21 protein-coding genes and 1 tRNA gene are annotated in these 19,037 nt (G+C 67.6%); 12 read left to right on the top strand and 10 right to left on the bottom strand.

The features are described from left to right. The first annotated feature begins 10 nt into the window (after positions 1-10). The 5 genes from TthTMY_RS03745 to TthTMY_RS03725 all read left to right on the top strand — a co-directional run bounded on the left by TthTMY_RS03745 (position 11) and on the right by TthTMY_RS03725 (position 4,361). Complete coding sequence (locus TthTMY_RS03745) at positions 11-1,108, top strand: IS4 family transposase (protein WP_096410480.1); 1,098 nt, start codon at positions 11-13, stop codon at positions 1,106-1,108. Between the two features lie 186 nt (positions 1,109-1,294). Then, positions 1,295-1,657, top strand: coding sequence for a prepilin-type N-terminal cleavage/methylation domain-containing protein (locus TthTMY_RS03740; protein WP_096412593.1), 363 nt, complete (start codon positions 1,295-1,297; stop codon positions 1,655-1,657). A gap of 90 nt (positions 1,658-1,747) precedes the next feature. Continuing rightward, a complete protein-coding gene (locus tag TthTMY_RS03735) occupies positions 1,748-3,109 on the top strand; it encodes a hypothetical protein (protein WP_223903426.1) in 1,362 nt (453 codons plus the stop codon). A 76-nt stretch (positions 3,110-3,185) separates the two neighbouring features. Continuing rightward, positions 3,186-3,698: a CorA family divalent cation transporter gene (locus TthTMY_RS03730; protein WP_096412586.1), complete on the top strand. Its 513-nt coding sequence runs from the start codon at positions 3,186-3,188 to the stop codon at positions 3,696-3,698. Between the two features lie 120 nt (positions 3,699-3,818). Further along, positions 3,819-4,361 carry a Uma2 family endonuclease gene (locus TthTMY_RS03725; RefSeq protein ID WP_096412583.1) on the top strand — a complete coding sequence of 181 codons (543 nt, stop codon included), beginning with the start codon at positions 3,819-3,821 and terminating at the stop codon, positions 4,359-4,361. 248 nt (positions 4,362-4,609) lie between these two features. On the opposite strand, the gene TthTMY_RS03720 is transcribed toward TthTMY_RS03725, so the two are convergent. The 4 genes from TthTMY_RS03720 to TthTMY_RS03705 form a co-directional block, all read right to left on the bottom strand. Next, entirely contained in the window at positions 4,610-5,167 is a 558-nt protein-coding gene (locus TthTMY_RS03720; RefSeq protein ID WP_096412581.1) for a Uma2 family endonuclease, read from the bottom strand. A gap of 22 nt (positions 5,168-5,189) precedes the next feature. Further along, positions 5,190-5,846 carry a chromosome segregation protein ScpA gene (locus TthTMY_RS03715; RefSeq protein ID WP_096412578.1) on the bottom strand — a complete coding sequence of 219 codons (657 nt, stop codon included), beginning with the start codon at positions 5,844-5,846 and terminating at the stop codon, positions 5,190-5,192. After that, on the bottom strand, positions 5,843-6,856 hold the full coding sequence (trpS, locus tag TthTMY_RS03710) for a tryptophan--tRNA ligase (RefSeq protein WP_096412576.1): 1,014 nt from the start codon (positions 6,854-6,856) through the stop codon (positions 5,843-5,845). The genes TthTMY_RS03715 and trpS overlap by 4 nt, the downstream gene beginning before the upstream one ends. A gap of 44 nt (positions 6,857-6,900) precedes the next feature. Continuing rightward, positions 6,901-6,987 (bottom strand) — tRNA-Leu (locus tag TthTMY_RS03705). A 193-nt stretch (positions 6,988-7,180) separates the two neighbouring features. Here TthTMY_RS03705 and leuC point away from each other — a divergent pair. From leuC to ilvD, 7 genes are read left to right on the top strand one after another with little or no spacing between them, the layout of a single operon-like run. Beyond that, positions 7,181-8,596, top strand: coding sequence for a 3-isopropylmalate dehydratase large subunit (gene leuC / locus TthTMY_RS03700; protein WP_096412572.1), 1,416 nt, complete (start codon positions 7,181-7,183; stop codon positions 8,594-8,596). A gap of 11 nt (positions 8,597-8,607) precedes the next feature. Beyond that, on the top strand, positions 8,608-9,213 hold the full coding sequence (gene leuD, locus TthTMY_RS03695; protein WP_096412568.1) for a 3-isopropylmalate dehydratase small subunit: 606 nt from the start codon (positions 8,608-8,610) through the stop codon (positions 9,211-9,213). Further along, positions 9,210-10,247, top strand: a complete 1,038-nt coding sequence (gene leuB / locus TthTMY_RS03690; protein WP_096412565.1) for a 3-isopropylmalate dehydrogenase — start codon at positions 9,210-9,212, stop codon at positions 10,245-10,247. The genes leuD and leuB overlap by 4 nt, the downstream gene beginning before the upstream one ends. A gap of 9 nt (positions 10,248-10,256) precedes the next feature. Next, positions 10,257-10,796, top strand: a complete 540-nt coding sequence (locus TthTMY_RS03685; protein WP_096412563.1) for a Uma2 family endonuclease — start codon at positions 10,257-10,259, stop codon at positions 10,794-10,796. Further along, on the top strand, positions 10,793-11,326 hold the full coding sequence (locus TthTMY_RS03680) for a Uma2 family endonuclease (RefSeq protein WP_096412558.1): 534 nt from the start codon (positions 10,793-10,795) through the stop codon (positions 11,324-11,326). The genes TthTMY_RS03685 and TthTMY_RS03680 overlap by 4 nt, the downstream gene beginning before the upstream one ends. Then, the gene (locus TthTMY_RS03675) at positions 11,323-12,057 is read left to right on the top strand and encodes an SDR family NAD(P)-dependent oxidoreductase (protein ID WP_096412554.1); all 735 of its coding nucleotides are present in this window, start codon (positions 11,323-11,325) and stop codon (positions 12,055-12,057) included. Before TthTMY_RS03680 ends, TthTMY_RS03675 begins: the two co-directional genes overlap by 4 nt. Further along, complete coding sequence (gene ilvD / locus TthTMY_RS03670) at positions 12,054-13,721, top strand: dihydroxy-acid dehydratase (protein ID WP_096412551.1); 1,668 nt, start codon at positions 12,054-12,056, stop codon at positions 13,719-13,721. The genes TthTMY_RS03675 and ilvD overlap by 4 nt, the downstream gene beginning before the upstream one ends. Here the strand turns inward: ilvD and TthTMY_RS03665 are convergent. The 6 genes from TthTMY_RS03665 to rodA all read right to left on the bottom strand — a co-directional run bounded on the left by TthTMY_RS03665 (position 13,718) and on the right by rodA (position 19,029). Beyond that, positions 13,718-14,104, bottom strand: a complete 387-nt coding sequence (locus TthTMY_RS03665; RefSeq protein WP_096412548.1) for a c-type cytochrome — start codon at positions 14,102-14,104, stop codon at positions 13,718-13,720. The genes ilvD and TthTMY_RS03665 overlap by 4 nt on opposite strands. Positions 14,105-14,138: 34 nt before the next feature. Further along, the gene (locus tag TthTMY_RS03660; protein WP_223903425.1) at positions 14,139-15,194 is read right to left on the bottom strand and encodes a polyamine ABC transporter substrate-binding protein; all 1,056 of its coding nucleotides are present in this window, start codon (positions 15,192-15,194) and stop codon (positions 14,139-14,141) included. Continuing rightward, positions 15,191-15,970 carry an ABC transporter permease gene (locus tag TthTMY_RS03655; RefSeq protein ID WP_096412545.1) on the bottom strand — a complete coding sequence of 260 codons (780 nt, stop codon included), beginning with the start codon at positions 15,968-15,970 and terminating at the stop codon, positions 15,191-15,193. The genes TthTMY_RS03660 and TthTMY_RS03655 overlap by 4 nt, the downstream gene beginning before the upstream one ends. After that, positions 15,967-16,827 (bottom strand): ABC transporter permease, encoded by an 861-nt coding sequence (locus TthTMY_RS03650; protein WP_223903424.1) that lies wholly within the window; start codon positions 16,825-16,827, stop codon positions 15,967-15,969. Before TthTMY_RS03650 ends, TthTMY_RS03655 begins: the two co-directional genes overlap by 4 nt. After that, the gene (locus TthTMY_RS03645) at positions 16,820-17,887 is read right to left on the bottom strand and encodes an ABC transporter ATP-binding protein (RefSeq protein ID WP_172844686.1); all 1,068 of its coding nucleotides are present in this window, start codon (positions 17,885-17,887) and stop codon (positions 16,820-16,822) included. The genes TthTMY_RS03650 and TthTMY_RS03645 overlap by 8 nt, the downstream gene beginning before the upstream one ends. Before the next feature lie 62 nt (positions 17,888-17,949). Continuing rightward, positions 17,950-19,029, bottom strand: coding sequence for a rod shape-determining protein RodA (rodA, locus tag TthTMY_RS03640; protein ID WP_223903423.1), 1,080 nt, complete (start codon positions 19,027-19,029; stop codon positions 17,950-17,952). Positions 19,030-19,037: the final 8 nt, after the last annotated feature.

Genomic DNA, 19,037 nt, shown 5'->3' with positions numbered 1-19,037 from the left:
TAAGTAAGGTGTGCCGCCCACCACCCCCCTTTCCCAAGTTATCACCCTCTGGGTCCATAAGGTCTTCGCCTCCCTCAGGAAAACCATCCGCTCCAACCTCGCCCTCTTCCTGTCCACCCTCCTCACTACCCCCCTGGACCCCACCCTCTCCGACCTCGCCCGCAGAACCCCCCTCCCCACCCTGGCCCAAAGCCGCCTCAATCGCCTCTGGCGCTTCCTCCATCACCCCACCCTGCAAGACCCCTGGGCCCTCACCGAAGCCCTCCTCCCCCTCCTCGTCCCTCGTTTCCCCAAAGACCGCCCCCTCCCCCTCATCGTGGACTGGACCTTCACAGAGGACGGTAGGCACCAAGCCCTGGTGGCCGCCCTTCCCCTCAAGGGAAGGGCCCTGGTGGTGGCCTTCGCTCTTCACCCCCTCTCCCCTTTCCCCAGTCAAAACCGGGTGGAGGAGGAGTTCCTCCACCGCCTGGGCCGCGCCGTCCAGGACCTGGGATATACCCCCCTCTTCCTCCTGGACCGCGGCTTTGACCGGGTCTCCCTGATGCGAAAGCTCCAGGGGTGGGGCATGGGCTTCCTCATCCGCCTGCGGCAGAACCGGGAGGTGGAACCCCAAGGGGGGAAGCGCCTTCCCCTGAAGGAGGGCTACCGGCGTGTGGTCCACCCCCTGCGGGAGGAGGTCCGCCTTTTCGGACACGGTGGGGAGGGGGTAGAAGTCACCCTCCTGGTGTACCCAGGGGGTCGGGATCCCTGGTATCTGGCCTATTCGGGCCCTTTTGGGGGGGAGCCGCCCTATGGGTGGCGGATGTGGATTGAAGAGGGGTTTAGGGACCTGAAGGGGCAGGGGTTTGGGCTGGACCGCCATCGGCTGCGGACGGGGGCGAGCCTCAGGGGGTGGTTATGGCTTCTGGCCTTGGGGATGGCGCTCTTGGTCCTTCTGGGGGCGCGCTTGCAGGGCAGGGAATGGCTTCCCCGGCTTCTGGCCCATCCCGAGCGGCAAAGCCTCTTCCGTCTGGGCCGGATCGCCCTGGCCCAGGGGCCCCCGCCTTGGAGGGAAGCAGTGGTGGAGGAGCTGGTCAGGTTGCTTCAGGAACTGGGGGGAGGAAAGTGATGAGAGCTCAGCCAAAAGGGGGGGTTGACAGGGGCAAGGGGCGAGCGGGAGAATGGCCCCAGAAGGGAGGTGAGAAAGGGGTAAGAAGGTTGAAGCAAGGCTGGGTAAGAGGTAGGCAAGTCGGCTTCAGGCACTCATGGCCGCGCGATAGATATAGGCGCGGGAAACCTTAGGAGGAAAAGAAGTATGCGGAACGCGAAAGGCTTCACCCTGATTGAGCTCCTGATCGTCATCGCCATCATCGCCATCCTGGCTGCGGTGCTGATCCCGAACGTCTTGAACGCCCGTAAGCGGGCCATTGAGTCTTCGGCGCAGGCCTTCGCCCGGCAGGTGGCCACCTGGGTGGCGGCGGCGGACACCGCTGGCACCGCTCCAACCAACTTGAACAACGCTGATTGTAACGAGCAGGATTGGCTCACCGCCGAAGGGGCTCCTGACACCTACCCGTCTAGCGTTGAGGAGTGCAAGATCACCTACAGCTCTACTGACGGGCGTTACACCATCACTGTGAAATCCACCACTGGCAACACATTCACCGCCGTCTATTAGGGCCTATGAAGGCCCGGGCTACATGCCGGGAGTAGCCCGGGCCTTCCCTTTGGAGCCCATGGGATGAGGTTCCGCCCCCTTTTTTGTTGGTTGCCCGCCGCCCTGGTCGCCGCCTACCCCTGGGCCCTCTCCCCCCCCTCCCTCTGGGCGGAAAGGGAAGGGGTCTGGTACGTGCCCAAGCTCCTCCTCCTGCTCCTACTGGCGGTCCTCCTCGCGCCCTACGGCCTCCGAAGGCCCGCCCCCAGGCTCGCGGCGGCCCTCCTGGCTGCCCAGCTCTTCTGGCTGGCCCTCTCCTCCAGCCTGAGCTACGGCTCCACCCAGGATGGGAGCTTTTGGCTCCTGGGCCCCCTGAACCGGATGGACGGCCCCCTTTACCAAAGCGCCCTCCTCCTCTTCGCCCTCGGCCTACTCGGGCTCCTGGAGAAGGAGCCCTGCCTAGAGAGGGCGCTTCCCGTTTTCCTTTTGCTCTCTGCCCTCTACCAAGGCGTGCTGTGGCTTTGGCAGAGGAGCGGCTTGGACCCTCTGGCCATCCCCCTGGGCTACCTCCCGCAGCTCCCCCCGGGGACCATAGGCAACCCCGGGATGGCCGCGGGGCTGGCCCTGCCCCTCGTGCCCTTGGCCCTGGGGCTTTGGGTAAGGCAGGGGAAGGGTTACTGGCTCCTCGCCGCCTTGGGCCTTGCCACGGCCTTGGGAGGCCTCGCCAACCGCACCGCCCTCATCGCTCTCGTAGCAGGGCTTAGCCTGCTGGCGGCACTTCACAGAGAAAGGCGGCTATGGGCGGCTGCCCTCGCCCCTTTGGCCCTGGCGTTCCTAAGCAGCGCCGCCTGGCCCACCACCCTCGCTGGGAAGAAGGACCTGACCACCTCGCGCACCCTTGAAACCAGGCTGGAGATGTGGAGGATTGGCCTCTCCCTCCTCGCCCAAGACCCTCAGACGCTCCTCGTGGAGCTGGGCCCCTTGGGGCTCCAAAGGGCCATGGTGGAGGAACGGGTACCCCTCCAGCAGCTTCTGCGCCTCTATCAGCTAGAGTACGACTGGCCCCCTCCGGAGAGGTTTCTCTCCGCAACACCCCTCTGGGAGGCGGACGACCCCCCCACTTCCAGAACGTACCTGCTCCGTTACAACGTGGAGGGGCTTCCCAAATACCATAGAAGCGAGGGGCAAAAGGAGTTTTTGGCCCTCCAACGACTAAGCAACTGGGACAAGGCCCACAACGCCTACCTGGACAAAGCCCTGGCCTACGGCCTTCCTTACGGGGTTCTCTGGGCTCTTTTCCTGCTCTATCCAACGCTCCCCTTGTTGAGAAGCCGTTCGCCCGTGGCAACGGGCATGGCGACGGGCCTTCTGTCCCTTGCCCTCTATTACTTGGCTTGGTTCCCCACCCCCGGGACGGAACCCTGGCACTTTGTCTTGGCTGCCCTGGCTTGGAGAAAGGTCCACAAGCCAGGGTAACGCTGGGTTCTCTATCGGCTTTGTTAGGCGGCGCGCCCTTTGAGGTGTCCTCCCAACCTGTGCTACCTTGAGGGCAATGACCACGGAGGAGCGCCTCTACAAGCTGGAGGGGATCGTGGAGGGGGTCATGGCCACCCTCCCGGGCCAGGTGGCCTCCCTGGAGGGGCGGGTGGACCTCCTCCGCCAGGAGGTCAAGGCGGAGATCGGGGACCTGCGCCGGGAGGTGGAGGAAAAGCTCAACAGCCTGCGCCGGGAGGTGGAGGAAAAGCTCGTCGGCCTCCGCCAGGAAGTGAGGGGGGAAATCCAAAGCCTCCGGCAGGAGCTCAAAGGAGAGATCCAGAGCCTCCGCCAAGAAGTGAAGGCGGAGATCGGAGGCCTGCACCGCGAGATGGAGGAAAAGTTCAACGGCCTGCGGCAGGAAGTGAAGGCCGAGACCACCGAGCTGCGCGGGGAAATCCAAAGCCTACGGCAGGAGATGGCGGGCCTCCGCCAGGAGGTGAAGGCGGAGATCAACACCGCCTTCAACAAGCTCATGCTCTACTTCACCGCCGTGGCGGCGGCCCTGGCCGTCCTCACCTTCCTCCGCTAAGCCCCCGGGCCGAGCACCCCCTCTAGCGGCCTCACGCCTTGGGAAGCCTGGCCCTGCGCGTCCGAGATGGAGCCGCCAGTTCTGATGCAGCAGGGCCTTTTCTAGCGGTAAACTCTACTCATGGGCGCGGCCAAGGCGGTGCGGCCCCTCACCCTGGAGGAGTACCTGGCCCTGGAGCGGGAAGCCCCGGTGAAGCACGAGCTGGTGGAGGGCTTCCCCCACGCCATGGCCGGGGCCAGCGACCGGCACAACCGGGTAGTGGTGAACCTGGTCCTGGCCCTTGGCCCCCTGGCCCGGAAGCGGGGCTGCCGCCTCTACGCCAGCGACATGCGGCTCAAGGTGGACGCGGCCACGGTCTACTACCCGGACCTCATGGTGGTCTGCCAGGAAGACCCCGGGGAATACTACAAGGAAAAGCCCTGCCTGGTGATAGAGGTGCTCTCGGACTCCACGGAGGCCACGGACCGGAGGGAAAAGCTCCGTAAATACCTGGCCCTGCCCACCCTCCAGGCCTACCTCTTGGTGGACTCCCGCACCCCCCGGGCCTTTGGCTACTACCGGGAGGGAGAGGGCTGGGTGTACCGGGAAGCCGAGGAAGGCACGCTTCCCCTCCCCTGCCTAGAGGGGCACCTGGACCTCACCGAGGCCCATTACGGGCTCTAGTGCCCTAGGCGGGGTTAAAATACAGGCGATAAAGCAAGAGATTCTGGCCCTGCTGGAACAAATGCCAGAGTGATCCTGGAAACCGATCCCGATTTCCCCGGAACTGGCCTCAAGCGTAGTAGCGTGGTGCGCCTCAGCCGTCTTGCCGTGGTGGACAAGGGCCCCTTGCTGGGAAAGTTGGGCGAATTGAGCCCCCGGCGCTTTTACCACCTCCGGGCACGGCTATGCCAATGGATATGGGGCACCCCCTAAATCCCCACCCCTTCGTAGATCGCCTCTAGAGGGAACCGGGCTTCCAGGCAAGGCCCCTCCACCTCCCCTTCCCCCTCCCACAGGCGGTAGAGCCAGCCCTCCCCCTGGCGGAAGTAGCCCTCCACCCGCCTCTCCCGGGAGTCCACCAGGAGGTAGGCCTCGAGGCTCGGAAGCTCCCGGTAGCGCCAGAGCTTCTCCCTTCGGTCTATGGCCTCGGTGGCCTCGGACACCACCTCCACCACCAGGCAGGGGGCCTCCTCGTAGTGGGTGTGGGGCGGAACCCCTTGGCAGACCACCATGAGGTCGGGGTAGTAGAAGGTCCTGGCAGAGACCCGTAGCTTCACGGTCTCGGTGTAGATGCGGCAGCCCTTGGCCAAGGCGCCAGGCCTAAGGAGGGCGTAGAGGTTGCCCACGGTGCGGTTGTGGGCAAGGCTTGCCCCCGCCATGGCGTAGGGCACGCCCTCCACGAGCTCGTGGCGCACGGGGGACTTTTCCTCCAGGGCCAAGTAGGCCTCGGCGTCCAGAAGCTCCAGGGGCCTTGCCGCCTCGTCCATAAGGGCATTGTACCCGCCCGCCCTAGGCGGTGCGCTCCAGGTCCCCTTCCAGGAGCCCCACGGGCTCCACGTAAAGGGGGGCGAAGGGGGCTTCCTGGAAGAGGCGCACCCGGCCCAGGCGGAAGGCCTCGAGGAGGGCGGCAAAGCCCACCGCCTTCTCGCCCCAGGTGGCAAGCGGCAGGCTCTGGAAGGCCACCCGGCCCCGGATCGCTCCCTTGAGCCGCTCCCAGGCCTCCCGCACCCCGAAGGCCTCCCGGGGAAGCCGGAGAACGGCCCTGCGGAAGCCCTTGGCCGCCTCGGCCAGGGACTTCGGGGAAAGCCTCAGGACAGGCCTGGGCAGGGGGGGCGGGGCCACGGGGAGAAGCCGCGCCCGCCGCTCCAAGCGGGCCTCGAGGAAGGCCACCATCTCGGAGAGGTCCACGAGGACCTGGACCAGGGGGGCCTCCTCCCCTTCCTCCTTGGGGAGGAGGGCCCTTTCCGGGGAGAGCTTCAGCACCAGAAGCTCGGCGAGGAGGGGGAGGAGCTCGCTTTTCGCCCGGAGGTCCTCCGGCACCTGGGCCAGGGCCTGCTCCACCACGGCGAGGACGGGGATGGCCCTGGGGGAAAGGCGGCCCCGCCTCAGGGCCTCCCTCAGGGCCTCCGGGGTCCCCTCAAAGCCGGGAAAGGCGATGCGGATCACCGGAGGACCGGGCGCCCCTTGGGCAGGAGAAGGCCCACCTTCTCCCGCACCTCCTCCATGGTCGCCTGGGCCACGGCCCTGGCCCGCTTGGCGCCCTCGAGGAGGGCATCCATCACGTAGTCCGGGTCCTTCTTCAGGGCCTCGGCCCTTTCCCGGATGGGGCGCAGGGCCTCCATGAGGTGGTCAAAGAGGATCCGCTTCACCACGTAGGTCCCCACCCCCGCCTTCCGGTACTCCTCCTTCAGGGCCTCCACCACCTCCTTGGGGGCGAAGTAGGAGAGGTAGGTGAAGACGATGGTGCGCTCGGGGTCCCCGGGGTCGGAGAGGCGGATCCTCTGGGGGTCGTCGGGGAGGTGCTGGATCTTCTGCCAGATGCTCTCCTCGGGCTCCAGGAGGCCGATGGTGTTGCCCAAGGACTTGCTCATCTTGGCCTTGCCGTCAATCCCGGGGACCCGGGGGGCCTCGGGGTTTAAGAGGGCCTGGGGCTCGGGGAAGGTCTCCCCGAAGAGGTGGTTGAAGCGGCGGGCGATCTCCCGGGTGAGCTCAATGTGCTGCACCTGGTCCTCCCCCACGGGGACGGTGTCCGCCTTGTAGATGAGGATGTCCGCCGCCTGGAGCACCGGGTACATGAGGAGGCCAGACCAGACGGTCTCCTGCTTGCTGGCCTTGTCCTTGAACTGGGTCATGCGGGTGAGGTCCCCCAGGGGGGTTAAGGTGGTGAAGACCCAGGCGAGCTCGGTGTGCTCGGGCACGTGGGACTGGACGAAGAGGGTGACCCTCTCCGGGTCAAGCCCCGCGGCGATGTTGACCAGGGCGGCCTCAAAGGTGCGCTGGGCGAGGGTAGAGGGGTCGTAGGCGAGGGGGTTGGTGAGGGCGTGGTAGTCCACGATGCAGAAGAAGGCGTCCCGCCCCAGCCTCTCCCCGATGGCCACCCACTGCTTGATGGCCCCGAGGTAGTTGCCGATGTGGATCTCCCCCGAGGGCTGGATGCCGGAAAGCACCCGCTTCATGGCCTAAGTGTAGCAAAAGCTTAGGCCCCCTCGCGGGGGCCTCCTGGTGCCGGGGGCGGGACTTGAACCCGCACGCCCTTGCGGGCACATGACCCTGAATCATGCGCGTCTACCAATTCCGCCACCCCGGCAGACGCAAGGGTCATTGTAGGGGAGGCGGCTTCGCTCGTCAAGCTTGACCCCATAGGCCTCGAGGGCTTACCCTTAGGGGCAATGCGGCGGGCGGTGACTCTAGTCCTAGACCGGGCGGGCCCGGTCTAGGGATGACCGTCGCGTATCCCCCGGGCCCCAAAGGACCCGGGGGTTTTGCGTAAGGGGGGTTTCATGGGAAAGACGCTCTACGACAAGGTTTGGGAAGCCCACGAGGTGAGGAAGCTCCGAAACGGCCAGAGCCAGCTCTTCATAGACCTCCACCTCCTCCACGAGGTCACGAGCCCCCAGGCCTTCGGCATGCTCAAGGACCTGGGCCTTCGGGTACGCTACCCCCACCGCACCTTCGCCACCGTGGACCACATCGTCCCCACCCACGACCGCACCGAGCCCTTCCAGGACCCCCTGGCCCAGAGCATGCTGGAGGCCCTGAGGGCGAACACCAGGGAGCACGGCATCACCTTCTTTGACCTGGGAAGCGGGAACCAAGGCATCGTCCACGTCATCGGGCCCCAGCTCGGCCTCACCCAGCCCGGGATGACCATCGCCTGCGGGGACTCCCACACCTCCACCCACGGGGCCTTCGGGGCCGTGGCCTTCGGCATCGGCACGAGCCAGGTCCGGGACGTCCTCGCCACCCAGACCCTCGCCGCCCAGAAGCTCAAGGTGCGGCGGATCAACGTGGAGGGGAGGCTCGCCCCCGGGGTCTACGCCAAGGACGTGATCCTCCACATCATCCGCCACCTGGGGGTGAAGGGGGGCCTGGGCTACGCCTATGAATACGGGGGAAGCACCGTGGAGGCCATGGACATGGAAAGCCGCATGACCCTCTGCAACATGTCCATTGAGGGGGGAGCCCGCATCGGCTACGTGAACCCCGACGAGACCACCTTCCGGTACCTGGAGGGCCGCCCCTACGTCCCCAAGGGGTCCGAGTGGGAGGAGGCCAAGAGGAGGTGGCTCGCTTGGCGCTCCGACCCCGACGCCTCCTACGACGACGTGGTCACCTTCCGCGCCGAGGAGATCCCCCCCACCGTCACCTGGGGCATCACCCCGGGCCAGGCCATCCCCATTGACGGCAGGATCCCCCTCCTGGAGGAGTTGCCGGAGGAGGAGCGCCCCGTGGCAGAGGAGGCGTTGGCCTACATGGGCTTCAAGCCGGGCCAGCCCATCAAGGGGGTGCCCATCCAGGTGGCCTTCATCGGAAGCTGCACCAACGCGAGGCTTTCCGACCTCCGGGAGGTCGCCCGCTACCTCAAGGGGCATAAGGTGAAGAAGGGGGTGCGGGCCCTGGTGGTGCCGGGCTCGGAGTGGGTGGCGAGGAAGGCCGAGGAAGAGGGGATCGCCGAGGTCTTCCGCGAGGCGGGGTTTGAGTGGCGGATGCCCGGCTGCTCCATGTGCCTCGCCATGAACCCGGACCGGCTGGAAGGGGACGAGCTTTGCGCCAGCAGCTCCAACCGCAACTACAAGGGACGCATGGGAAGCCCCAGGGGCCGCACCGTCCTCATGAGCCCCCTCATGGTGGCGGCGGCGGCCGTGGCCGGGGAGATCGCCGACGCCCGGGAGGTCTTTGGCGTCGGCGCCCGTTAAGGAGGTAGGTCATGCTGGAGAAGTTCACCGTGATCCGCGGAAAAGCGGTGCCCTTGAGGGGCGAGGACATTGACACGGACCGGATCATCCCGGCCCGCTTCATGAAGGCCCTCACCTTTGAGGGCCTGGGCCAGTACCTCTTCTACGACGAGCGCTTTGACGAGAAGGGGAACCCCAAGCCCCACCCCCTGAACGACCCCCGCTACCAGGGAGCCACGATCCTCCTGGTGGAGTCGGGCTTCGGCTCCGGCTCTAGCCGGGAGCACGCCCCCCAGGCCATCAAGCGGGCGGGGTTTAAGGCCATCATCGGGGAGAGCTTCGCCGAGATCTTCTTCGGGAACGCCACCGCCATCGGCCTCCCCTGCGTGAGCCTTTCCCCCGAGGACCTGGGGGTCCTCTTCCGAACGGTGGAGGAGAACCCGGAGCTGGAGGTGGAGGTTGACCTGGTGAACAAAGAGGTGCGCTTCGGGGACCGCACCGCCCCCCTCTTCATCCGGGAAGAAGCCCGGGAGGCCCTGGTGGAGGGGCTTTGGGACCCCATCGGGGAGCTTCTGGAGGCCGGGGAGCTTTTGGACCAGTTTGACCGGAAACTCCCCTACCCCAGGAGGACGGAATGAAGGTGGCGGTGCTTCCCGGAGACGGCATCGGCCCCGAGGTCACCGAGGCCGCCCTGAAGGTCCTAAGGGCCCTGGACGAGGCCGAGGGCCTGGGCCTCGCCTACGAGGTCTTCCCCTTCGGCGGGGCAGCCATAGACGCCTTCGGCGAGCCCTTCCCCGAGCCCACGCGAAAGGGCGTGGAGGAGGCGGAGGCCGTGCTTCTGGGCAGCGTGGGCGGGCCCAAGTGGGATGGGCTTCCCCGGAAGATCCGCCCGGAGACGGGGCTTCTGGCCTTAAGGAAAAGCCAGGACCTCTTCGCCAACCTCCGCCCGGCCAAGGTCTTCCCCGGGCTGGAAAGGCTTTCCCCCCTGAAGGAGGAGGTGGCCCGGGGGGTGGACGTCCTCATCGTCCGGGAGCTCACCGGGGGGATTTACTTCGGCGAGCCCCGGGGGATGTCGGAGGCCGAGGCCTGGAACACGGAGCGCTACAGCAAGCCCGAGGTGGAGCGGGTGGCCAAGGTGGCCTTTGAGGCGGCGAGGAAGCGCAGGAAGCACGTGGTGAGCGTGGACAAGGCGAACGTCCTCGAGGTGGGGGAGTTCTGGCGCAAGACCGTGGAGGAGGTGGGGCAAGGCTACCCCGATGTCGCCCTGGAGCACCAGTACGTGGACGCCATGGCCATGCACCTGGTGCGAAGCCCGGCCCGCTTTGACGTGGTGGTCACGGGGAACATCTTCGGGGACATTCTCTCGGACCTGGCGAGCGTCCTCCCAGGCTCTTTAGGCCTCCTCCCCTCCGCCTCCTTGGGAAGGGGCACCCCGGTCTTTGAGCCCGTGCACGGCTCCGCCCCCGACATCGCCGGCAAGGGCCTCGCCAACCCCACGGCCGCCATCCTCTCCGCGGCCATGATGCTGGAACACGCCTTCGGCCTGGTGGAGCTGGCGCGGAAGGTGGAAGACGCCGTGGCCAAGGCCCTCCTGGAGACCCCGCCCCCAGACCTCGGGGGAAGCGCGGGCACGGAGGCCTTCACGGCCACGGTCCTCCGCCACCTGGCCTAACATGGGGGTATGATCCGGCACCGCTTCAGCGCCGAGGACTTCCACCGCATGGCCGAGGCGGGGATCCTGGGGGAGGACGACCGGGTGGAGCTCCTCCAGGGGGAGGTGGTGGAGTTGAGCCCCGTGGGCAAGCGGCACATGGCCGCTTTAAAGCGGCTTATGAACGCGCTTTTTCCTCTACAACAGGCGAAGAAGGCCCTCCTTCAAGTCCAGGACCCCTTGCGCCTTTTTCCCGACACCGAACCCCAACCGGATCTGGCCCTCCTCGCCTACCGGGACGACTTTTACCGGGAAAGGGTGCCCGAGGCCAGGGACGCCCTTCTGGTGGTGGAGGTGGCCGAGACCAGCCTGGACCAGGACCTCAAGGTGAAGCTCCCCCTCTACGCCAAAGCCGGGATCCCCGAGGTCTGGGTGGTGGACCTGGTGCGGGAGAGGGTGCACGTCTTCCGCAAGCCCCAAGGGGAGGGCTACGGGGAGAGGGAGGCCCTCGAGGACGGGGAGCTTTCGGTCCTGGGCCTTAAGGTGCCGGTCAAGGAGGTCCTGCCGTGACCCGCCACAAGATCTCCCTGGAGGAGTTCCACCGCATGGTGGAGGCCGGCGTCTTCCCGGAGGACCTGAGGCTGGAGCTCGTGGAAGGAGACCTGGTGGAGATGAGCCCCATGGGGAAGCGCCACGCCGCCAAGGTGGCCAAGCTCACCGCCCTCTTCGGCCCCCTTGTGCCCCAAAAGGCCATCCTCTTCGTGCAAAGCCCCCTGGTGGTGGGGGAGTCGGAGCTTTACCCCGACCTCGCCCTCCTTAAGCCCCGGCCCGACTTTTACGAGGAGGGTCTGCCCCAGGGACGGGACGCCCTCCTCGTGGTGGAGGTGGCGGAAACCTCCCTCCGCTACGACCTCCAGGTGAAGCTCCCCCTCTACGCCCAAGCCGGGGTGCCCGAGGTCTGGGTGGTGGACCTGGAGGGGAAGCGGGTCCTCGTCCACCGGAAGCCGGAAGGCGGGGGCTACCGGGAGGTGGAGGCCCTGGGCCCCGGGGCCAGGCTTGCCTTCGGGGGCGTGGAGGTCCCCGCGGAGGAGCTTCTATGAGAAAGACCCTGATCCTCACCGGGGCGAGCCGGGGCATCGGGAAGGCCCTCGCCCTGGAGCTCGCCAAGGCGGGCTTTGACCTAGTGTTAAACGCCCGCAAGGAGGCCCCCTTAAGGGCCGTGGCCGAGGAGGTCCAGGCCCTGGGGGCCAAGGTGGCCCACGTGGCGGGAAGCGCGGGGAAGGCGGAGGTGGCCCAGGCCCTGGTGGAAAGGGCCGAGGCCTTGGGAAACTTCGCGGGCTACATCCACAACGCCGGGGTCCTCCACCCGGGGCCCCTCCTCTTTGAGCTCGCGGAGGAACTCTTCCTGGAGGTCCTCGAGGCCAACCTCCTCGCCGGCTACCAGCTCGCCCGCTTCGCCTACCCCGTCCTCAGGCGCAAAGGGGAGGGCCTCGCCGTGTACCTGGGCTCGGGGGCGGCGGAGAGCAACCTGCCGGGCATCGGGGCCTACGCCGTGGCCAAGGCGGCGGAGGAGCACCTGGCCCGGCAGCTCGCCGCCGAGGCCCCAGAGGTCGCCTGCTTCGTCTACCGCCCCGGGGTGGTGGAGACGGAGATGCAGCGCCAGGCCCGGGAGGCCCAGGGAAGCGCCGCTCCCGTCCTTCACCGGGTGTTTAGAGGTTACAAAGAGGAGGGCCTCCTCCTCACCCCGGAGGAGGCCGCCAAGGCCCTGGTGCGGCTTCTCCCCAAGGCCAGGGCCTTCCACGGGAAGATCGCCACTTGGAGGGACGCATGAGGTCGGACCAGATCAAGAAGGGACTCAAGCAGGCCCCCGCCCGCGCCATGCTCCGGGCGGTGGGGGTGGGGGACGAGGACTTCGGAAAGCCCTTCGTGGGGGTGGTGAACACCTTCACCGACGGGATGCCCTGCAACTTCCACCTGCGAAGCCTGGCCCTTTACCTCAAGGCCGGGCTCAAGGAGGCGGGGCTTTTCCCCTTTGAGTTCGGGGCCCCCGCCATCTCCGACGGGATCAGCATGGGCACCCCGGGCATGCGGGCGAGCCTCGTAAGCCGGGAGGTCATCGCCGACAGCGTGGAGCTCATCGCCCAAGGCTACCTCTACGACGGCATGGTGGGGCTTTCCGCCTGCGACAAGACCATCCCGGGGACCGCCATGGGGGTGATCCGTAGCGGCGTCCCCGGCATGGTCCTCTACGGGGGGACCATCGCCCCCGGGGAGTGGCGGGGCCGGAAGCTCACCATCGTGGAGGTCTTTGAGGCGGTGGGGCAAAGGGCCGCGGGGAAGATCTCCGAGGAGGAGCTTTTGGAGATTGAGCGCCGGGCCATCCCCGGCCCCGGGGCCTGCGGCGGCCAGTACACCGCCAACACCATGGCCATGGCCCTCGAGGCCTTGGGCCTCTCCCCCTTGGGCTACAACGCCATCCCCGCCGTCCATCCCGAGAAGGAGCGGGCCACCAAGGAGGCGGGGAAGATCCTCGCCTGGGCCATAGAAAAGGACTGGAAGCCCAAGGACTTCCTCACCCGGAAAAGCTTCCTCAACGCCATCGCCGCCGTGGCCGCCACGGGGGGGAGCACCAACGCCGTCCTCCACCTCCTCGCCCTGGCCAAGGAGGCGGGGGTGGAGCTCAGCCTGGACGACTTTGACCAGATCTCCCGCAAGACCCCGGTGATCGCCGACCTCCGCCCCTGGGGCACCTACACCGCCTGGGAGCTCTACGAGGCCGGGGGCACGGCCCTCGTCTTCAAGCGGCTTTTGGAGGCGGGGCTTCTTTACGGAGAGGAGAAGACCCTCACGGGCCGCACCCTGGCGGAGGAGGTGGAAAGGGCCTACCGGGAGGCGGAGGGGCAGAAGGTGGTCTTCCCCGTGGAGAAGGCCCTCAAGCCCCACGGGGGGCTCGTGGTGCTCAAAGGGAACCTCGCCCCCAAGGGGGCCGTCCTCAAGCTGGCGGGGACGGAGCGCACCTACTTTGAGGGCCCGGCCCGGGTCTTTGACTCCGAGGAGGCGGCCATGGAGAAGGTCCTCAAGGGGGAGATCCGGCCCGGGGACGTGGTGGTCATCCGCTACGTGGGCCCCAAGGGGGCGCCGGGGATGCCTGAGATGCTCTCGGTGACGAGCGCCATCGTGGGGGAGGGTCTGGGGCCGGAGGTGGCCCTCCTCACGGACGGGCGTTTCTCCGGAGGCACCCGGGGCCTCATGATCGGCCACATCGCCCCCGAGGCCTTCGTGGGCGGGCCCATCGCCCTCCTGGAAGAGGGCGACCGCATCCGGATTGACGTGGAAGGCCGCCGCCTCGAGGTCCTCCTTCCCGAGGAGGAGCTGGAAAGGCGGAAGGCCCGCTGGCGGCCCCGCCCCCCCGCCTTCACCCACGGCCTCTTCGCCCGCTACGCCGCCCTGGTGCGCCAGGCGGACGAGGGGGCGGTGCTGGAAGACCCCCTCTAGGGCCTTTGGATCCGGTCCGGGGCCAGGTTCTGGCCCCGCTCTCTTTTGACGTCCTCCGGACGGAAGGGCTCGGCCCGCACCTTGAGGAGGGCCATGAGGTGGTTCAGGAGGGCGGCGAGCTCCTCGTCCCCAAGCTGGGGGAAGCCCGGCATGAGGCCCGCCTCCCCCTTCTTCCCGTAAAGGACCACGAGGACGAGGTAGCGCCGGCCCTCAGGGGTCCTAAAGAGGGGGGCCGCCGCCTCGAGGCCCGGGTAAGGCCGCGCCCCCTGAGCCCTCTCCCCGTGGCACTGGGCGCAGAGGCGCTTCCAGAGGGCTTCCCCTTGAACCGCCTGCCCCTGGGCGAAAAGGCCCAGGAGGAGGGCCAGGACCAGGGCCTTCTTCATGGGCCCAGTATACGCCCGGCCCCCGGCCCTGGGTTTAGTGGGCCTTAACCTCGGTCCAGATCTGGTCGTAGAGGACGATGTCGGGGCCCAGATCCTTGAGGTACTCAAGCCTAGAGCGCACCTCCTCCGGCGGGAAGACCACGGGGTCGTTCCGCATCTCCTCGGGCAGGAGGGGGATGGCCTTGGCCACGGGGGTGGCGTAGTGGGTGTACTCCGCTAAGGCCGCGGCGTTTTCCGGCTCCAGGAGGAAGTCCATGAAGCGGTAGGCCAGCTCCTGGGCCGGGCCCCGCTTCAGCACCACCATGGCGTCCGTCCAGAGCGTCCCCCCCTCCTTGGCCAGGGTGTAGCGGAGGCGCTCGTCCTCCCCCCGGGCCTGGAGGACGTCCCCGGAGTAGGCGAGGCTTAGAGCGGCGTCCCCCGCCAGGATGCGGTTCAGGGCCTCGAGGCCCCCGGCGAAGCCCACGGAGCGCTCCTTGGCGGCGAGGAGGAGCTCCTTGGCCTTCGCCAGGGCCTCGGGGTCGGTGGCGTTCACGGAGTAGCCCAGGTACTTCAGGGCCGCCCCGATGGTCTCCCGCATCTCGTCCAGGAGAAGGAAGGGCCCCATCTGGGCCTTGGGGTCAAAGAAGACGGCGTAGGAGTCCACGGGGCCCGTGACCAGGTCCTCCCGGTAGGCGATCCCCGTGGTGCCCCAGAGGTAGGGCACGGAGTACTGCAGGCCGGGGTCGTAGGAAGGGTCCAGGAAGAAAGGGTCCAGGTTGGCGAGGTTCTTCAGCCTCCCCTTGTCCAAGGGGGCGATGAGGCCGTCCCGGGCCATCTGCAGGACGTAGTAGTCGGGGGCCACCACCAGGGAGAACTCCTGGTCCGCCCCCGCCTTGAGCTTCGCCAGCATGGCCTCGGGGGACTCAAAGGTGTCCAGGACCACCTTGGCCCCGGTCTCCGCCTCAAACTTCCGGATCAGCTCCTCGGGGATGTAGTCGGCCCAGTTGAGAAGGTAAAGGGTGCCCGCGCCCGAAGGCGTCTTGGGCCGAAGCCAAAGCCACCCGAGGAGCACCACGGCGACGAGCAGGAGCAACACCGCGATCCGCCTCATAACCTCCTCCGGCTAAGAGCATACCCCAGGGCGAGGAAGAAGGCGCTGAGCCCCACGATCAGGCTGGAAAGGGCGTGGACCTTGGGGCTCACCCCGAGCTTCACGCTGGAGTAGATGTAAAGGGGCAGGGTGGTGGCCCCAGGCCCCGCGGTGAAGAAGGTGACCACGAAGTCGTCCAGGGAGAGGGTGAGGGCGAGGAGGGCCCCCGCCGCCACCCCCGGCCAGGCCAGGGGGAGGGTCACGTGGAGGAAGGTCTGGAGCCCCCTTGCCCCCAGGTCCCGGGCGGCCTCCTCCAGGGCAGGGTCCAGAAGGAGGAGCCGGGAACGCACCACCAGGGTCACGAAGGCCACCTGGAAGGTGATGTGCCCCAGGATCACCGTGAGGAGGGAGAGCCGGGGAAAGCCCAAAAGCTCGCGGGAGAAGGCGAAGAGGAGGAGGAGGGAAATCCCCATGACCACGTCGGGCACCACCACGGGGACGTAGAGGAGGTAGCGCAACAACCCCTTGCCGGGGAAGCGGTAGCGCACGAGGCCCAGGGCGAGGAGGGTGCCGAGGACCGTGGAGACCAGGGTGGAAACGAAGGCCACGGTCAGGGTGTTCAGGAAGTATTCCAGCACCCGTGGGTCCTGGAAGAGGGCCCGGTACCAGTCCAGGGTGAAGCCGGTGAAGTGGACCCCCCTGCGGCTCTCGTTGAAGGAGAGGGCCACGATGACGAGGATGGGCAGGTAGAGGAAGAGGTAGACCAACAGGGCGTGGAAGGAGAGGAGCCGCCTCATACCAGGTCCTCAAGCCCCCTTTCCCCCTGGAGGCGGGCGTAGAGGTAGAGGCTTAAGAGGACGAAGGCCATGAGGAAGACGCTCAAGGCCGCCCCGAAGGCCCAGTCCCGACTGACGCCGAACTGCTGCTGGATGAGGTTGCCGATGAGGACCACCCGCCCCGCCCCCAAGAGGTCGGCCACCACGAAGGTGCCCATGGCGGGGATGAAGACGAGGACGCTTCCCGCGAAAAGCCCGGGGTAGGTCTGGGGAAGGACGGCGTGGAGGAAGGCCCTAAAGGGCCTCGCCCCAAGGTCGTAGGCCGCCTCCAGAAGCTGCCAGTCAATCCGCTCCACGCTGGCGTAGACGGGGAGGACGAAGAAGGGCAGGAAGGTGTAGAGGCTCGCGAGGAGGACCGCCGAGAAGGAGGGGTAGAGGCCGAGGGGCCCGAGGCCAAAGGCCTGGAGGAAGGCGTTCGCCAGGCCCTCCTTCTGCAAGAGGACGAGCCAGGCGTAGACCCGGATGAGGAAGTTGGTGAAGAAGGGCAGGAGGAGAAGGAGGAGAAGCAGGTCCCGCCGGGGGTGGCCCGCGAGGTAGAAGGCGAGGGGGTAGCCCAGGAGGGCGGCGAGCAGGGTGGTGAGGGCCCCGAGGAAGAGGCTTTGCGCGAAGGCCTTGAGGTAGGGGGCCTCGAGGAGCCGGAGGTAGTTGTGGAAACCCCAGGGGCCGGAAAGCTCCCCGTAAGGCCCTCGGCTCATGAAGGAGGCGAGGAGGACGAGAAAGGTGGGCAAGAGGACGAAGAGGAAAAGCCAAAGGGCCCCCGGGCCCACGGTGACCAGGATGCGGAAAAGCCGCTGTAGGGGTGTCGCCGCCTCATTCATGGACCACCACCAGGTTCTCCGGGGGGAGGTAGCAGAGGACCTCTTCCCCGTACCCGAACTCCTCGGCCCCAGGCTCCTGCAGGTCCTGGTTCAGGGTATAGGCCAGAAGCCTCACCTCCCCCGCCCTCAGGTAGTACTGGTTCTCCGCCCCCGTGTAGACGATCTCCTCCACCACCGCCCGCACCAGGTTCTCCCGGGCGGGAACCTCCCCATAGGCCGGGTAGAGCCGGATCTTCTCCGGGCGGATCGCCAAAAGGGCCTCCCGTGCCAAAGGGGCCCTAAGGCGCAAAGGCCCCAAAGGGGTCTCGGCCCCCAAGGGGTGGGGCCTTGCGGGGAGGAAGTTGGAGCGGCCGAGAAAGGCCGCCACGAAGCGGGTCTTGGGGCGCTCGTAGACCTCGTCGGGAAGCCCCACCTGCTCAATGCGGCCCGAGCGCATCACGGCGATGCGGTCGGACATGACCAAGGCCTCCTCCTGGTCGTGGGTGACGAAGATGAAGGTGGTGCCAAGCCGCCTCTGGAGCTGCATGAGCTCCACCCTGAGGTCCTGGCGGAGCCTGGCGTCCAGGGCGGAGAGGGGCTCGTCCAGGAGGAGGACCTGGGGCTCCAGGACCAGGGCCCGGGCCAGGGCCACCCGCTGCTTCTGCCCCCCGGAAAGCTCCCTGGGGTAGCGCTTCTCCAGGCCCAGGAGGTCCACGAGCTCCAACGCCCAGGCCACCTTCTTCCGGATGGCCTCCGGGGGAAGGCCTTTCATCCTGAGGCCGAAGGCGATGTTCGCCTCCACGGTCATGTGGGGGAAGAGGGCGTAGTTCTGGAAGACGGTGTTCACCGGGCGCTCGTAGGGAGGGACCCGGGCCATGTCCCGGCCGCCGATCTCTATCCGGCCCGCGTCCGGGGTCTCAAACCCGGCGAGGAGCCGCAAAAGGGTGGTCTTGCCGCAGCCCGAGGGGCCAAGGAGGCTGAAGAACTCCCCCCTATGGACCTCGAGGTCCACCCCGTCCAGGGCCACGGTGGTTCCGTAGCGCTTCCGCACCCCCTGGAGCCGCACCAGCACCTCGGCCACGGCGCCCAGTTTAGGGCGTGCTGCCCCGGGGGGCAACCCCAGGCCCGGCGCCCCGAGAAAGCTCAGTCCCGGTAGCGGTCCCGGTGCACGAGGAGGGCGAGGCCAAAGCCCGCCAGGGTGGCGATGAGGCTGGAGCCGCCGTAGGAGAAGAGGGGGAGGGTAAGGCCGGTGACGGGCATCACCCCCAGGGCCACCCCCAGGTTCACCACCACCTGGAAGCCCAGCATCCCCGTGAACCCCGAGAGGAAAAGCCGGTCGGAAAGCCTCGGGCAGGCGAGGGCCAGGGCGAAGAGGCGGGCGAGAAGGAGGCCGTAAAGCCCCAAAAGCCCCACGACGCCCACGAACCCCCACTCCTCGGCCCACACGGAGAAGACGAAGTCCGTGTGCCGGAAGGGGATGAAGCCCAGCTGGGCCTGGGTGCCCTGGCCGTAGCCCTTGCCGAAAAGCCCCCCCGAGCCGATGGCGATGGTGGACTGGATGACCTGGAAGCCCTGGCCCAAAGGGTCCCGGTAAGGGTCCAGGACGATGAGGACGCGTTCCCTCTGGTAGGGCTTGAGGTTGGGCCACACCGCGGTGGGCACGAGAAGGGCCAGGGCGAGCAGGCCCACGAGGAGGTGGCGCCAGGGAAGCCCGCGGACGAAGACCACCACGAAGGCGCCGAAGAGCACCACCAGCGCCCCGCCCAGGTCCGGCTGGAGGAGGAGGAGGCCCACCACGGGGAGGGTGAGGAGGGCGGGGAGGGCGTAGTCCCAGACCCGGGCGATGGGCCTGGCCTCGAGGGCCTTGGCCAGGGCGAGGAGGAGGCCGAGCTTGGCGAGCTCCAAGGGCTGGAACTGCAAGGGCCCCAGCACGAACCAGGCCCTGGCCCCGTTGATCTCCCGGCCCACCACGAGGACCAAGGCCAGGAGAAGGAGGGAGGCCCCGTAAAGGGGATAGGCCAGGCCGAAGAGGCGGCGGCGGGAGAGGAACTGCAAGAGGAAGGCGAGGAGAAGCCCAAGCCCCAGGGCCACGCTCTGGCGGTAGAGGAGGGCCGGGTCGGGGGCGGCGCTCCCCAGGTTGACGAAGCCCAAAGCGACGACGGAGGCCACCAGGAAGACGAGGCCCCAGTCGTAGGCCAGCCAGTTAGGCCGCGCGGGCGCCAAGGCCTACC

Origin of the sequence: Thermus thermophilus (assembly GCF_019974155.1) — a bacterium.
Taxonomy (GTDB): domain Bacteria; phylum Deinococcota; class Deinococci; order Deinococcales; family Thermaceae; genus Thermus; species Thermus thermophilus_C.
The sequence above is the reverse complement of the archived record's forward strand: the minus strand, read 5'-3'. Positions and strand labels throughout refer to the sequence as shown.